At 73.7% G+C, this 13,119-nt stretch carries 14 protein-coding genes; 7 read left to right on the top strand and 7 right to left on the bottom strand.

Going from position 1 to position 13,119, the window contains the following annotated elements; genetic code table 11:
• The first annotated feature begins 10 nt into the window (after positions 1 to 10).
• Positions 11 to 592 (top strand): LysR family substrate-binding domain-containing protein, encoded by a 582-nt coding sequence (locus tag AC3X7Z_RS18375; RefSeq protein ID WP_489976828.1) that lies wholly within the window; start codon positions 11 to 13, stop codon positions 590 to 592.
• 82 nt (positions 593 to 674) lie between these two features.
• Positions 675 to 1,742: an NAD-dependent epimerase/dehydratase family protein gene (locus AC3X7Z_RS18370; protein ID WP_489976827.1), complete on the top strand. Its 1,068-nt coding sequence runs from the start codon at positions 675 to 677 to the stop codon at positions 1,740 to 1,742.
• 30 nt (positions 1,743 to 1,772) lie between these two features.
• Here the strand turns inward: AC3X7Z_RS18370 and AC3X7Z_RS18365 are convergent, their stop codons facing one another.
• Complete coding sequence (locus tag AC3X7Z_RS18365; protein ID WP_186342522.1) at positions 1,773 to 2,147, bottom strand: Rieske (2Fe-2S) protein; 375 nt, start codon at positions 2,145 to 2,147, stop codon at positions 1,773 to 1,775.
• Between the two features lie 139 nt (positions 2,148 to 2,286).
• On the opposite strand from AC3X7Z_RS18365, the gene AC3X7Z_RS18360 reads away from it, so the two are divergent.
• Together AC3X7Z_RS18360 and AC3X7Z_RS18355 are read left to right on the top strand one after the other, a co-directional pair.
• On the top strand, positions 2,287 to 2,907 hold the full coding sequence (locus AC3X7Z_RS18360; RefSeq protein WP_186342523.1) for a maltokinase N-terminal cap-like domain-containing protein: 621 nt from the start codon (positions 2,287 to 2,289) through the stop codon (positions 2,905 to 2,907).
• Between the two features lie 363 nt (positions 2,908 to 3,270).
• Positions 3,271 to 3,747: a VOC family protein gene (locus tag AC3X7Z_RS18355; RefSeq protein ID WP_186342524.1), complete on the top strand. Its 477-nt coding sequence runs from the start codon at positions 3,271 to 3,273 to the stop codon at positions 3,745 to 3,747.
• Positions 3,748 to 4,392: 645 nt separating this feature from the next.
• Here AC3X7Z_RS18355 and AC3X7Z_RS18350 read toward each other — a convergent pair.
• Genes AC3X7Z_RS18350 through AC3X7Z_RS18335 form a run of 4 tightly spaced genes read right to left on the bottom strand, consistent with a single transcriptional unit; the run spans position 4,393 to position 8,557 of the window.
• The gene (locus AC3X7Z_RS18350; RefSeq protein WP_489976826.1) at positions 4,393 to 4,941 is read right to left on the bottom strand and encodes a nucleosidase; all 549 of its coding nucleotides are present in this window, start codon (positions 4,939 to 4,941) and stop codon (positions 4,393 to 4,395) included.
• The gene (locus AC3X7Z_RS18345; RefSeq protein WP_206054366.1) at positions 4,934 to 5,629 is read right to left on the bottom strand and encodes a sulfotransferase; all 696 of its coding nucleotides are present in this window, start codon (positions 5,627 to 5,629) and stop codon (positions 4,934 to 4,936) included. Before AC3X7Z_RS18345 ends, AC3X7Z_RS18350 begins: the two co-directional genes overlap by 8 nt.
• Positions 5,626 to 7,062 (bottom strand): GuaB1 family IMP dehydrogenase-related protein, encoded by a 1,437-nt coding sequence (locus AC3X7Z_RS18340; protein WP_489976825.1) that lies wholly within the window; start codon positions 7,060 to 7,062, stop codon positions 5,626 to 5,628. The genes AC3X7Z_RS18345 and AC3X7Z_RS18340 overlap by 4 nt, the downstream gene beginning before the upstream one ends.
• A 55-nt stretch (positions 7,063 to 7,117) precedes the next feature.
• On the bottom strand, positions 7,118 to 8,557 hold the full coding sequence (locus tag AC3X7Z_RS18335; RefSeq protein WP_489976824.1) for a pyridoxal phosphate-dependent decarboxylase family protein: 1,440 nt from the start codon (positions 8,555 to 8,557) through the stop codon (positions 7,118 to 7,120).
• 98 nt (positions 8,558 to 8,655) lie between these two features.
• Between AC3X7Z_RS18335 and AC3X7Z_RS18330 the strand changes: the two genes are divergently transcribed.
• Complete coding sequence (locus tag AC3X7Z_RS18330) at positions 8,656 to 8,943, top strand: YiaA/YiaB family inner membrane protein (RefSeq protein WP_186342527.1); 288 nt, start codon at positions 8,656 to 8,658, stop codon at positions 8,941 to 8,943.
• A 63-nt stretch (positions 8,944 to 9,006) separates the two neighbouring features.
• On the opposite strand, the gene AC3X7Z_RS18325 is transcribed toward AC3X7Z_RS18330, so the two are convergent.
• Together AC3X7Z_RS18325 and AC3X7Z_RS18320 are read right to left on the bottom strand one after the other, a co-directional pair.
• Positions 9,007 to 10,227 carry an acyl-CoA dehydrogenase family protein gene (locus AC3X7Z_RS18325; RefSeq protein ID WP_489976823.1) on the bottom strand — a complete coding sequence of 407 codons (1,221 nt, stop codon included), beginning with the start codon at positions 10,225 to 10,227 and terminating at the stop codon, positions 9,007 to 9,009.
• Positions 10,227 to 11,597 (bottom strand): acyl-CoA dehydrogenase family protein, encoded by a 1,371-nt coding sequence (locus tag AC3X7Z_RS18320; protein ID WP_489976822.1) that lies wholly within the window; start codon positions 11,595 to 11,597, stop codon positions 10,227 to 10,229. The genes AC3X7Z_RS18325 and AC3X7Z_RS18320 overlap by 1 nt, the downstream gene beginning before the upstream one ends.
• Before the next feature lie 87 nt (positions 11,598 to 11,684).
• On the opposite strand from AC3X7Z_RS18320, the gene def reads away from it, so the two are divergent.
• Entirely contained in the window at positions 11,685 to 12,305 is a 621-nt protein-coding gene (def, locus tag AC3X7Z_RS18315) for a peptide deformylase (protein ID WP_186342530.1), read from the top strand.
• Positions 12,306 to 12,323: 18 nt separating this feature from the next.
• Positions 12,324 to 13,118: a TrmH family RNA methyltransferase gene (locus AC3X7Z_RS18310; protein ID WP_489976821.1), complete on the top strand. Its 795-nt coding sequence runs from the start codon at positions 12,324 to 12,326 to the stop codon at positions 13,116 to 13,118.
• The last annotated feature ends 1 nt before the right edge of the window (position 13,119 follow it).

Raw genomic sequence — 13,119 nt, 5'->3', positions numbered from 1 at the left:
GGCTCGGGGCATGACCGACCCGCTGCGCATCGGCTTCGTCGCCGGCTCGACCCCCGACAAGTGGGCACGCCATTGGCGCGACCGCCGCCGCGAGCCGCTCGAGCTGGTGCCGGTGACGGAGGCCGAGCAGCTCGACGGCGTCCGCGACGGCAGCCTCGACATGGCGCTCGTGCGGCTCCCCGTCGACCGCGACGGGCTGCACTGCGTGCGGCTCTACGACGAGCTGCAGGTGGCCGTCGCGTCGCGGGATCACGTCCTGGCCGCCGCCGACGAGGAGGTCACCACGGCCGACCTCGTCGACGAGCAGCTCGTCCGCCCCCACCCGAGCGGCTGGACGCCGACGGTCCGCCAGCTCGAGTGGCCGCCGATGACCGAGCAGGAGGCGATCGAGACGGTCGCGGCCGGCACGGGCATCGTGATCGTGCCGATGTCGGTCGCGCGCCTCCACCAGCGCAAGGACGTGGTGACCCGCGTCGTGGCCGACCTCGAGCCCACCACGATCGCGCTGGTCTGGCGCATCGAGCGCGACGACGACGTCACCCAGGCGTTCGTCGGGGTCACCAAGGGCCGCACCGCCAACACCTCGCGCTGAGCGCCGGCCGGTGCCCGAGGCGGTTGCGGGGTACCGGCGTCGGGAGCGGGGCCGTGGTGCCGCGCCACGACGAGGAGGCGACATGCGCATCGTGATCACCGGCGCGAGCGGCAACGTGGGCACGGCGCTGCTGCGTCGGCTGGCCGACGACGGCGGGCACGAGCTCGTCGGGCTGGTGCGGAGACCGCCGGGCGACGACGCCCCGCTGTCGGCGGCCGAGTGGGTCCGGGTCGACCTGACCGACGACGCCGACACCGGGGCACTGCGGGCCGCCTGCGAGGGGGCCGACGCGGTGGTGCACCTGGCCTGGGGGTTCCAGCCCTCGCACCGCGAGGACCACCTCCGCGAGCTCGGGGTCGGCGGCACCCGGCGGGTGATCGACGCCGTCGTGGCCACGGGCGTTCCTCACCTCGTGCACATGTCATCGGTGGGCGCCTACTCGCCGAAGCACGACGACTCCCCCGTCGACGAGACCTGGCCGACCGCCGGCGTCCCGACGTCGATGTACAGCCGGCACAAGGCCGCCGCCGAGCGGCTCCTCGACCGCCTCGAGACCGACTTCCCGGGCGTGGTCGTGACCCGGATGCGCCCCGGGATCATCGGGCAGCGCGACGCGGGCAGCGCGCTGCTGCGCTACGGCCTGCCGGCGCTGGTGCCGAGCGGCGTGCTGCGCCACGTGCCGGTGCTGCCGATCGACGAGCGCCTCGTCATCTCGATGGTGCACGCCGACGACGTCGCCGACGCGTTCGCCCGGGTGCTCGCGGCCCGGGCTCCGGGCGCGTTCAACCTCTCGGCGCCGCCGCCGGTCACCGCCCACCAGGTGGCCGACGTGCTCGGCGCCCGCCTCGTCCACGTCCCCTCCGGTGTGGTGCGCGCCGCCGTCTCGGCGAGCTGGCACGCGCGGCTCCAGCCGGTCGACCCCGGCTGGATCGACATGGGCTACGCGGTGCCGCTCCTCGACTCGACGCGCGCACGGACCGAGCTGGGCTGGAGCCCGACGACGGACGCGGTCTCGGTGCTGGCCGAGACCCTCGAGGGCATGCAGGAGGCGGGCTGGTCCCGGACGCCGGTCCTGCGCCCGCGCTCGGTGGCCGGTGGCCTGCTGCGGACGCTGCGCCGGGGGCCGGTCAGCAGCCGCCGGGAGCCCTGAGCGTTCCGACCGTGGCGCCCCGGCGTGCCTCTACCGGTCAGTCCTGCCCGGTCGGACGACGACGTCGGCGCCGGCCCGTACGGCTCGCGCGACCCGCAACCGGAGCACCTTCGCGTAGCCGCGCACGAACCGCGCGTAGCGCGGCGTGCGTCCGTGGTGGCCGAGGAAGCCGTGCGGTCCCTCGACCATCACCCCGGTCGTCACGTCGTAGCGCGACTGGTGCCACGGGCACACGAGGCATCCGTCGGCGTCGACGCGCCCCTCGGCCAGGTCGGCGAGCTGGTGCCGGCAGCGGCGTGACACCGCGAAGAGCTCGCCGTCGCGGTTGCCCACCGCCCATCTCCCGGCCCGGCGGACCTGGCCCGGGGTCAGCTGGTCGGCGGGAACGCTCGTCTCACGGCTCACCCGACCAGACTGGGCACTCGGGCGGGGCGGGTGCACCTCCAGCGGGGTGGTCACCGAGCCGGGCCACTCGTGTCGCGTCGGGGCAGGACTGAGGAACCGACCGCCCCGCCGGATCGGCCCGGGCGGCTACCGTGGCCCCATGGCGACGCTCCACGAGGCGACGATCTCACCGCGCAAGGACGAGCTCGTCGGTCCCTGGCTCCGCACCAGGTCGTGGTGGGACGGCGCCAGCGAACGCGAGCCGGTCGGCTCGTTCCGGTTGGACGATCCGGCCGGCGAGGTGGGGATGGAGTGCTTCCTGTTCGGGTCGCGATCGGCGTCGACCCTGTTCGTCCCGGTCACCTACCGTGCCGCTCCGTTGCCGGGCGCCGAGGCGAGCCTGCTGGGCACCATGGAGCACTCCGTCCTCGGCACCCGCTACCTGTACGACGCCTGCGCGGACCCGGTCTTCGTCGCGACCGTGCTCCACGCGATCCGCACGGGCGGCCGTCAGGCCGACCTCCTGCTGAGGCGGCCCGACGGCACCCAGGTCCAGCGCGAACCCACCGCAACCGCCTGGGGCGAACGCGTGTCGACCGTCCCCCAGCACGACGCTGAGCAACCGGTGTCCCCGACGGACGGGTCCGACCGCACCACCATCGCCGGCACGGGCTTCGAGCTCACCGTCATGCGTCGGGTCGGCGACGCCCCGCCAGGCCCGGCACTGATCGGCAGCTTCGAGGGCGGGGATGGTCTCCGCCTGGTCGTCGTCTCCGGCTGAGCGCCGGCACCGTGCAGCGCTGGCCGCTACGGCCGCACGTCCGGATCCGCCGGTGATCAGCGTGCGGTTCGGCCCCAGCCGTGGATCTCACCGCCAAGGCTGAGCTGGACGGCGAGCTGGTCGGCGAGCTGGTCGCGGGAGTCTCGGGCTGGACCTGGGCCGGGCCGCCGGGATCGGGATGATCTGGGTGCACCACGACCAGCGCGGGACCTGCCCCGGCGCCAGCCTGTTGGGAGCTTTCGAGCGTGAGGCACGCTCAAGCCTGTGAACTCGGCCTCGGGGTCACCGAGACCGAGGTCCGGGAGAAGATCCAGCCGCCGCTGACCTGACGGCCGCAGACACCGACGACGCTAATGTCGCTGCGTGAGCGATGAGCCTCCCGTGCGACTTGCGCTACGAGTCGACGACGTGCCGGCCGCCACGGCGTTGTACGAGCAGCTCGGCTTCGTGCAGGTCGGGACGGTCCCGGACCCGGACGGTCGCGCCCTGATGGTGATCCTCAGGCGCGGACCCCTGCAGCTGCTCGTCGACGCACTGGACGGGATGCCGTTCCCCGACAGCGCGCGCGAGCGGCTCACCAAGACCGGCCCCCGTGGACTCGGCGTGGTCATCGGCATCGAGGTGGCAGACGTGGACGAGGCCGCCCGAATCGCCGCGGCCGCAGGGTGCGTCGTCACTTCCGGTCCCGAGTCTGCCCCGTGGGGCGAGCGATACGTGGAGCTCGAGGATCCCTACGGTTACCTGTGGAAGCTCTTCCGCGTGCTGCCTGAGCAGGGCGGCGACGGCCTGCAGGCCGCGGTCGACGCGTGGTTCGGCGTCGACGGGCCCACGCCCGGCTGACGGCGTGGGTGAGGCCGAGCGGGTGTCGTCGACGCGCAGCGTGCGCCGGTCCTCGTCGAGGGCCCACTCAGCCACCCACAGAGAGGATCATGAGTGCAGCGTTGCAGCGATCGAGTACCCGGGACGGGTATGGGCGCGCCTTGGCGGGTGAAAGCGCGTGCCCGTGAGCGCCGATGCGCTCCGGCCATGGGAGACGCACAGATCGTGACCGGCAAGGCGGATGCGGACCTCGACCAGCGACTCAAACGACGAGCTGGACCGGTCCAACGCCGTCGCGACGCCTGATGCCGCCCCGGCCGTGGAGCTGACCGCCAAGGCAGAACCTAGACGGCGAACTGGTCGCGGGAGTCTCGGGCTGGACCTGAGGCCAGGTCGCCGAGGTCGCGATGACCTGGGTGCACGAGGACCAGCGTGGGACCGGTCTCGGCGGAAGCAGGTGGCCGTAAGGGCTGGTCTGCTCAAACGCCCCGGGGCTGGTGGCCGAGCAGCCGAGCCGCTGCCCCTCCTCTACCCGAGCAGCGCCACTAAGACAGTCTCGTCCCCGCTCAGACACCCGGATCCGGGTGGTTGAGCGGGGACGCGACCGCTTGAGGACGCCCTGTCGGCCCGACCCAAACACCGCACACCACGTACCGCGCAGCCGCGTCAGACGTTGGCGTGCAGCCAGTCCCCCAGCGCCCGCGCGGACGCCTCGACCACGCTCGGCCAGTCGAGCGCGGACTCGTCGGCGCTGTCGGAGACGTGCTTGACCAGCCGCACCGGCACGCCGGCCTCGCGCGCGGCGTACGCCACGGCGTAGCCCTCCATGTCGACGAGGTGCGCCCGCAGGGCGAGGGCGTCGCGGACAGCGGGGTCGGTGACGAAGACGTCGCCCGTGGCGAGCACGACCTCGGACGCCCCCACATCGAGTCGCTCCTGCGGGTCGTAGCCCAGCGCCCTCACCAGGTCGGCGCTCAGGTCGTGGTTGAGCACGACGCCGGGCTCGAACAGGCCGGTGAGTCCCGGGCGCAGCGCTCCGGCGGTGCCGATGGTGACGACGGTGAGGTCGCTCAGGTCGTCGTACGCCGCGAGCGCGCGGGCGGTCGCGGCTGCGGCCGCGGTCTTGCCGAGGCCGGTGACGACCAGTGGCAGGTGCGGCGGCACGTGGGCGGCCTCCGCGGCGGTCGCAGCGACGACGAGGTGGCGCTCAGCCACGATGCCTCCCGCGCCGCGAGTGCGGGGTGGCGAGCACCGTCTCCACCGCGTCCGGGACGTAGGGCTCGCCGAGCCAGTCGAAGAGCCCGCGCAGCACGTCGGGGTCGGCGACGTAGTCGTCGTAGTGCACACGGTAGGCGGCGTCGCCCAGCCGCTCCGCCGCGTCGAGGATCTTCGCCTCGATCGCGCTCACCTGCGACAGCGGGTCGTCCTTGTGCGTCCAGTAGTTGCTGGCCGCCACGTCCTCGAGGTTGCGGGTGTTGACCACGAACCGGGCGCCCGGGAACACCTGGCGGAGGAAGTCGACGTAGTCGGGCAGGTCCTCGTCGTACCAGCGGATCTCCTTGTAGCCCGTCACCCGCGTGTCGGGCTCGGGCCGCAGCAGCGTCGCCTCGGCCAGGGCGCGGATGTGCCGCAGCGAGGCGTCCTCGGGGAACGCCTCGATGCCGAACCACGGGTGCGTGGGGCGGCTCGCGCGCTCGGGGTCGACGCGCGCCCGCTCGACCAGCCCGCTGCGGTGGAAGTCGTAGAGGTGCCGCATGGCGTGGCGGTTCTCCCCGCGCAGCAGCCAGCCGGGGATCGAGTTGAGGATGCCCATCAGCAGCGTCGAGCCCGACCTCCCGTAGGTCATCACGAACACATGGTCGAGGTCATCCTCGAGGTCGTCGTCGGGGCCGCGCACCCTCACCACGACCTCTCGAGCGGCCGTCCCTCGTGGAAGCCGGCCGTGGACTGCACGCCCACGAGCGCCCGCTCGTGGAGCTGGGCGAGGTCGGCTGCGCCGGCGTAGGTGCAGGAGGACCGCACCCCGGAGCAGATCTGGTCGATCAGGTCCTCCACACCGGGCCGGCCGGGGTGGAGGTACATCCGCGAGGAGGAGATGCCCTCCTCGTAGAGGCCCTTGCGGGCCCGGTCGTACGACGACTCGCCGGCCGTGCGGTTGGCCACCGCGCGGGCCGACGCCATCCCGAACGACACCTTGAACGGCCGGCCGTCGGCGTCCTCCATCAGGTCGCCGGGCGACTCGTGGGTGCCGGCGAACCACGAGCCGATCATCACCGACGATGCCCCGGCGGCCAGCGCGAGCGCGACGTCGCGCGGGTGGCGCACGCCGCCGTCCGCCCACACGTGCTTGCCCAGCTCGCGGGCCGCGGCCGCGCACTCCAGCACCGCGGAGAACTGCGGACGCCCGACCCCGGTCATCATCCGCGTCGTGCACATCGCCCCCGGACCGACGCCGACCTTGACGATGTCGGCGCCGGCCTCGATGAGGTCGCGGGTGCCGTCGGCCGACACCACGTTGCCGGCGGCGACGGGCACGGAGGGTGACAGCGCGCGCACCGACCGCAGGGCCTGGAGCATCCGTTCCTGGTGGCCGTGCGCCGTGTCGACGACGAGGCAGTCGACCCCGGCGTCGAGCAGCTGGGCCGCGCGGTCGGCGACGTCGCCGTTGACCCCGACGGCGGCGGCGATGCGCAGGCCCCCGGACGCGTCGACGGCCGGCGTGTAGAGGGTGGCCCGCAGCGCGCCGAGGCGGGTCAGCACGCCCACCAGCGCGCCGTCGCCGGACACGGCGACCGCGAGCGGGGCGCCGGCGCGCTCGATGGCGTCGTAGACGTCGCGGGGGTCGGTGTCGTCCGCGACGGTGACCACCGACCGGTTCATGACCCGGGCGACCTGGGCGAACCGGTCGACCTCGGCGCAGTCGGCCTCCGAGACCACCCCGACCGGACGGCCGTCCTCCACGACGACGGCCGCCCGGTGCGCGCGCTTGGGGATCAGGGACAGCGCCTCGGCCACGGTCTGGTCCGGGCGGAGCTCGATGGCGGTGTCGAAGACGCGGTGGCGCTGCTTGACCCACGCCACGACGTCGGCGACGACGGGCACCGGGATGTCCTGCGGGATGACCGTGATGCCGCCGCGGCGGGCGACCGTCTCGGCCATCCGCTTGCCCGCGATCGCCGTCATGTTGGCGACCACGATCGGGATCGTCGCGCCGGTGCCGTCGGTGGTGGAGAGGTCGACGTCGTAGCGGCTCGCGACGGACGAGGCGCGAGGCACCATGAAGACGTCGTCGTAGGTCAGGTCGTGGGGCGGCGTGGCGCTGTCGAGGAACTGCACGTGGGGTGACTCTACGCGGCCGGACCCGACGTGCACCGGGGCGAGCAGCCGGCGATCAGCCGGGCGCGGACGCGGCCTCCTGGAGGGCTCGCCAGGTGCGGTCGACGTCGGCGGGTGTGGTGCGCCAGCTGCCGACCGCGACCCGGATCGCCGCGCGCCCCTCGACGGTGGTGTGCGAGAGGTAGGCCTCGCCGGAGGCGTTGACCGCCTCCATCGCCGCCATCGTCGCCTCGTCGCCCGCCCGGAGCCGGAAGACCACCAACGACAGGGACGGCTCGGTCACCAGCTCGAACCGGTCGTCGGCCGCGACGAGGTCGGCGACCCGACGAGCAAGCTCCACCCCGCTGCGGACGTGCGCACGCAGTCCCTCGAGACCGTAGGTGCGCAGCACCGCCCACAGCTTGACCGCGCGGAAGCGCCGCCCGAGCTGCGGGTGCCAGTCGCGGTAGTCGACGACGTCGCCCGACTCGGTGGCGGCGTTGCGGAGGTACTCCGGCAGGATCGACAGCGCGCCGGTCAGGGCGGCGCGGTCGCGCACCCAGAAGGTGCTGCAGTCGAAGGTGGTCAGCAGCCACTTGTGCGGGTTGGTGACGAACGAGTCCGCCGCCTCGACGCCGGCGAGGTGGGCCCGGTGCTCCGGGCACACCGCCGCGACGCCCGCCCACGCCGCGTCGACGTGCACCCACACGTCCCCCTCACGCGCGACGGCTGCCACGGCCGCGATGTCGTCCATGGCCCCGGTGGAGGTGCTGCCGGCGGCGACGTGGACCAGCACCGGTCGCAGCCCGGCAGCGGCGTCCTCCACGATCGCGGCGCGCAGCGCGTCGACGTCCATCGCCTGGGTGGCGGGGTCCACGTCGATCGTGCGGACGGCGTCCTCGCCCAGTCCCGCCATCATCGCGGCCTTCACGAGCGACGAGTGCGCCTGCGTGGACCCGTAGACCCGCCACCCGGCGTCGCCGACCCCGTGCCGTCGTACGTCTCCCCCGCTGGCGCGGTGCAGCGCGGCCAGCAGCGCCGTGAAGGTGGCGGTGGACGCGGTGTCCTGGATGACCCCGCCACCGGGGCCGTCGCTGCGGAACGCGTCCGGCAGCCCGAGCGCCTCGGCGAACCAGTCGAGCACGACCTGCTCGACCTCCGTGACCGCCGGGCTGGTCGCCCAGAGCATCCCCTGCGCGCCGATGCCGCTGGAGACCAGGTCGCCGAGGATCGCGGCGGGCGAGGAGTTGGCCGGGAAGTAGGCGAAGAACCGCGGGTGCTGCCAGTGCGTCAGGCCCGGCACCACCACGCGGTCGAGGTCGGTCAGGACGGCGTCGAACGGCTCGGCCTGCTCGGGCGCCGAGGCGGGCAGCAGACGTCGTACGTCGCCGGGCGCGGCCTGCGAGCGGACCGGGAGGTCGTCGAGCGAGGCCCAGTAGTCGGCGATCCAGTCGATGGCGGCATGGCCGTGGCGACGGAACTCCTCGGGCGACATGTGGGCCGGCTGGTCGGGCATGCGCAGAACCTACTCGCGGCGGTTGAGCGCCGGTACTCACCCCGGAACGGGTAGGTCAGCGGCTGCTGCGGCGCCCGAGGATGACGAGGGTGGGGGCCATGGCCACCACGACTCCCACCAAGAACACCAACGCCTTCTTCCTGCAGGCCGGCATCTCCTTCGCCGTCGCCCTGCTGACGATGATCTTCGCGATCTTCTACCTCCCGGTCGACGGCTGGATCCGCGCCTTCCTCGGCCTCGGGACGATGTTCCTGACCACCTCGAGCTTCACGCTCGCCAAGTGCGTGCGCGACGCGCAGGAGGACAGCTACGTCGTCTCGCGCATCGACCAGGCCCGCGTCGACCGGATCCTCTCCGAGCACGACCCCTTCAAGTCCGTCTCCTGACCACTCACCATCGCCCACCAGAGCCCTCTCCCGGTCCACCGGGAGGGGGCTCTTCGTGCGCCCTCAGCGCAGCTCGGCGCTCGTGAGCCCCAGCACGCGCCGCGCCACGATGAGCTGCTGGATCTGCTGGGTGCCCTCGAAGATGTCGAGGATCTTGGAGTCGCGGGCCCACTTCTCCAGCAGCTCGACCTCGCTGTAGCCGAGCGTCCCGCACAGCTGCACGCACGACAGCGTCACGTCGGAGCCGACCCGGCCGGCCTTCGCCTTCGCCATCGACGCCTCGAGCGAGTTGGGCATCCGGTTGTCGGCCATCCAGGCCGCCTGCATCATCAGCAGCCGGGCCCCCTCCCAGTCGGCCTCCAGCCGCAGGAGCGTCGCCGCGGCTGCCGACTGCGACTGCCCGGGGCGGTCGTAGTCGACGACCACGCCGGCCTGCTCGAGCAGGTCGCGGGTGAGGTCGAGGGAGGCGCGGGCGCACCCGACCGCCATCGCCGCGACCAGGGGGCGGGTGTTGTCGAAGGTGTCCATCGCGCCGGCGAAGCCTGACCGCGCGTCGATCTCGGGCGAGCCGAGCAGGTCCTCTGCGGGCACCCGGCAGTCGGTGAAGGTGAGGGCCGCGGTGTCGGAGGCACGGATGCCGAGCTTGTGCTCGAGCCGCTCGACCTTCAGCCCGGGGTTGTCCTTGCGGACCAGGAAGGACTTGATCGCGGCGCGGCCGAGCTCCTTGTCGAGGGTCGCCCAGACCACGACCGAGTCGGCCCGCTCGCCCGAGGTGACGTAGATCTTCTCGCCGTTAATGACGTAGTCGTCGCCGTCGCGCACCGCGGTCGTGGTGATGTTGGCCGAGTCCGAGCCGGTGCCCGGCTCGGTGATCGCCATCGCCGCCCACGTCCCGCGGTAGCGCTCCAGCTGCTCCTCGGTGGCGACCGACGCGATCGCCGAGTTGCCCAGGCCCTGGCGCGGCATCGAGAGCAGCAGCGCGGTGTCGCCCCAGCACATCTCGGCGACCGACAGCACGGAGGCGAGGTTGGCACCGTTGCGGACCGTACCGGCCTCGTCCCCGGTGCCCGTGCCGTCCCGGCGTACGCCACCCGCGCCGGCCCCGCTCGTCGCCCCGGTCTCGGACACGCCGTCGATCAGCGCGGCGAGCATGTCGAGCTCCCGGGGATAGGTGTGCTCGGCACGGTCGTACCTGCGGGAGATGGGGCGGAGCATGTTCAACGCCAGCTGGTGGGCCTGGCCGACGAGCGTGGCGTGCTTGCGAGGCGTCTCGAGGTTGATCATCAGACGAGCACCGCGCCTTCCATCACGCCGACGGCCCGGAGGTCGCGATACCACCGCTCGACCGGGTGCTCCTTGACGAAGCCGTGCCCGCCGAGCAGCTGGACGCCGTCGAGGCCGATCCGCATGCCCTTCTCGGCGCAGAGCTGGCGGGCGAGGCCGACCTCGCGGGCGAAGTCCTCGCCCCGGGTGGCGCGGGAGGCGGCCCGCCACGTCACCAGCCGCATCGCCTGCACCTCGATCGCCATGTCGGCGACCATGAAGGCCACGGACTGCCGGTGGCTGATCGGCTCGCCGAACGCCTCGCGCTGGTTGACGTAGTCCTTGACGTGGTCGAGCACCGCCTGCCCGGTGCCGACCGCGAGGGCGCACCACGCCAGGCGGGAGAGCCGCACGCACTCGGCGTACGCCTCACCGGCGGCGTCACCGATCAGCGCGTCGGCGCCGACGCGGACGCCGGAGAGGTGCAGTCGCGACAGGGCGGCCGCCCGCACCCCCATCGAGGGGTCGGCCTCCACCTCGAGGCCGTCGGCGCCGGACTCGACCAGGAACAGCGCGGGTGTGCCGTCGAGCATCGCCGCCACGACGAACAGCTCGGCCTCGGCGCCCCGCACGACCGCCGACTTCACCCCGTCGAGGACGATCCCGTCGCCGTCGCGGCGCGCGGTCGTGGCGAGCCGGAACGGGTCGAAGAGCACGGCGGGCTCGGCGACGGCCAGCGCCGCGGCGGGGGCGCCCGACCCGTCGCCGCCGGTGAAGGCGGGGAGGTAGGTCTGCTGCTGGGCGTCCGTGCCCCACAGCGCGATCGCGGTGGCGACGGCTCCCGGGGCGAGCGTGGCGACGGCGAGGCCCATGTCGCCGTGGGCGAGCGCCTCCGCGACCAGGACGCCCGCCGTGGCCGAGCGCTCCTCCATGATCCCGCCGAGCGCCTCGGGGACGCCGAGGCCGGGCAGGCCGAGCTCCTCGGCGGCGGCGAGCACCTCGGCGGGCGCGGCACACGCCGCGTCGGCCGCGGGGGCGGCGGGACGCAGCACCTCATCCGCGAGCTCGCGGACGACTGCGACGAGCATCTCCTCGTCGTCGGTGGGCGTGAGGTCGAAGAGCCCGGTCGACGCCGCGCTCACCGGCCTCGCGCCGGCGCTCCTGCGACCGGCACGGGCGAACGTGCGCCCGGCCGCGGTCGCCACGCGGAAGCCGTCGCGGGTCGTCGCGTAGACGGTCTGCTCCGCCTGCCTGCGCAGCCCGAGGCGGTCGAGGAGGTCGCTCTGCGCCACCCGGCTGACCGCCGCCACGGCGAGCCCGAGCGCATCGCGGGTCTCGCGGGACGACACCCCGTGCCGACCGCCCGGGCGCAGGATGCGAGGAAGGACCATGCCGTCAACGTAACTGTCAGTTACATCTCGCACCACCGCCTGCCCGCCCTGCGGGCGGTCACCCGGTCGCTGGCTAGGATCCACCGCATGTCCGACGAGCAGCCGACCGACGTACGCGCCGATCCCGACCCGTCCGTCCGGGCACCCCACGGACCGCTGCCGACCGGTGGGACCGTGCGCCCGATCACCCGCTGGGGCACCCCGGTCATGCACCGGCCCCAGGCCGAGGTCACCGCCTACGACGACGCGCTCGCCGCGCTGGCGGCCGACATGGTCGCCACGATGTACGCCGCCGAGGGCGTCGGGCTGGCGGCCTGCCAGATCGGCGAGGACGTGGCGATGTTCGTCTTCGACTGCCCCGACGACGAGGGCGTGCGCACCGTCGGCGTGGTCTGCAACCCGGTGCTCACCCTCCCCGAGGGCAAGGACCGCCGCCTCGACGACGACGACGAGGGCTGCCTGTCGTTCCCCGGATCCTTTGAGCCGTGCCCGCGCCCCGACTGGGCGCGCGTGGACGGCTACGGCCTCGACGGCGAGCCCGTCTCGTTCGAGGGCGACGGCCTGCTCGCGCGCTGCCTGCAGCACGAGACCGACCACACCGTCGGCACCGTGTTCGGCGACCGGCTCTCCGCGAAGTCGCGCAAGCGGCTGACGAAGAAGCACGACGCCGCGGCCGAGGACTTCCCGGCGACCTGGCCGGCGGAGTGAGCCCGACGGGAGACCGCCATGGCTGAGCTGCGCATCACCCGGGAGAACGCGCGCTTCCAGCAGTGGGAGGCGCTGCTGACCAACCGCACCAAGCGCCACCGCAACCGCGAGTTCCTCGTGCAGGGGGTGCGCCCACTCACCCGCGCCGTCGGGGAGGGCTGGACCGTGCGCGCCCTGCTGCGCGCCGACGACGCGGCCGGCTCGACCTGGGCGGACGAGCTGTGGGCCTCGACGTCGGCCGAGCGGGTGCTGCTCTCCCCCGCGCTGCACGCCCGCCTCAGCGGTCGCGAGGACGGCGCCGAGCTCGTCGCCGTCGTCGAGATGCCCGAGGACGGCGTGGCCCGGCTCGAGGACTCGACCCGCCACGGCCCGGTCGTGGTGTTCGACCGGCCCACCAGCCCGGGCAACATCGGCACCCTCGCCCGCTCCGCCGACGCGTTCGGCGCCTCCGCGCTCGTGGTCACCGGCCACGCCGCCGACCCCTACGACCCCCAGTCGGTGCGGGCGAGCACCGGGTCGCTCTTCGCCCTCACCGTGCTGCGCGTGCCCGGCCCCGGCCCGGTCGTCGAGCACGCCCACGCCCACGGCTACCGCATCGTCGGCACCGACGAGCACGGCAGCGCGCTCACCGACGTCGACCTCGGCGGCCGGGTCGTCCTCGTGGTGGGCAACGAGACCCACGGCCTGTCGTCGGGCTGGCGCGAGGCCTGCGACGACGTCGCCGCCATCTCGATGGTCGGCAGTGCCTCCTCGCTCAACGCGGCCGTGGCCGGCTCCATAGTGCTCCACGAAGCCCTGCGGCAGCGCGGCTGAC

Source organism: Nocardioides sp. Z24_21 (assembly GCF_058134345.1).
This window is presented reverse-complemented; position numbering and strand designations above follow the sequence as displayed.

What these genes read in the sequence shown, in the direction of transcription:
- AC3X7Z_RS18330 (WP_186342527.1), top strand. Translation starts at nt 8,656, where the DNA reads ATGGCCACCACGACTCCCACCAAGAACACCAACGCCTTCTTCCTGCAG.
- AC3X7Z_RS18375 (WP_489976828.1), top strand. Translation starts at nt 11, where the DNA reads ATGACCGACCCGCTGCGCATCGGCTTCGTCGCCGGCTCGACCCCCGAC.
- AC3X7Z_RS18310 (WP_489976821.1), top strand. Translation starts at nt 12,324, where the DNA reads ATGGCTGAGCTGCGCATCACCCGGGAGAACGCGCGCTTCCAGCAGTGG.
- AC3X7Z_RS18335 (WP_489976824.1), bottom strand. Translation starts at nt 8,557, where the DNA reads ATGCCCGACCAGCCGGCCCACATGTCGCCCGAGGAGTTCCGTCGCCAC.
- AC3X7Z_RS18325 (WP_489976823.1), bottom strand. Translation starts at nt 10,227, where the DNA reads ATGATCAACCTCGAGACGCCTCGCAAGCACGCCACGCTCGTCGGCCAG.
- def (WP_186342530.1), top strand. Translation starts at nt 11,685, where the DNA reads ATGTCCGACGAGCAGCCGACCGACGTACGCGCCGATCCCGACCCGTCC.
- AC3X7Z_RS18360 (WP_186342523.1), top strand. Translation starts at nt 2,287, where the DNA reads ATGGCGACGCTCCACGAGGCGACGATCTCACCGCGCAAGGACGAGCTC.
- AC3X7Z_RS18320 (WP_489976822.1), bottom strand. Translation starts at nt 11,597, where the DNA reads ATGGTCCTTCCTCGCATCCTGCGCCCGGGCGGTCGGCACGGGGTGTCG.
- AC3X7Z_RS18370 (WP_489976827.1), top strand. Translation starts at nt 675, where the DNA reads ATGCGCATCGTGATCACCGGCGCGAGCGGCAACGTGGGCACGGCGCTG.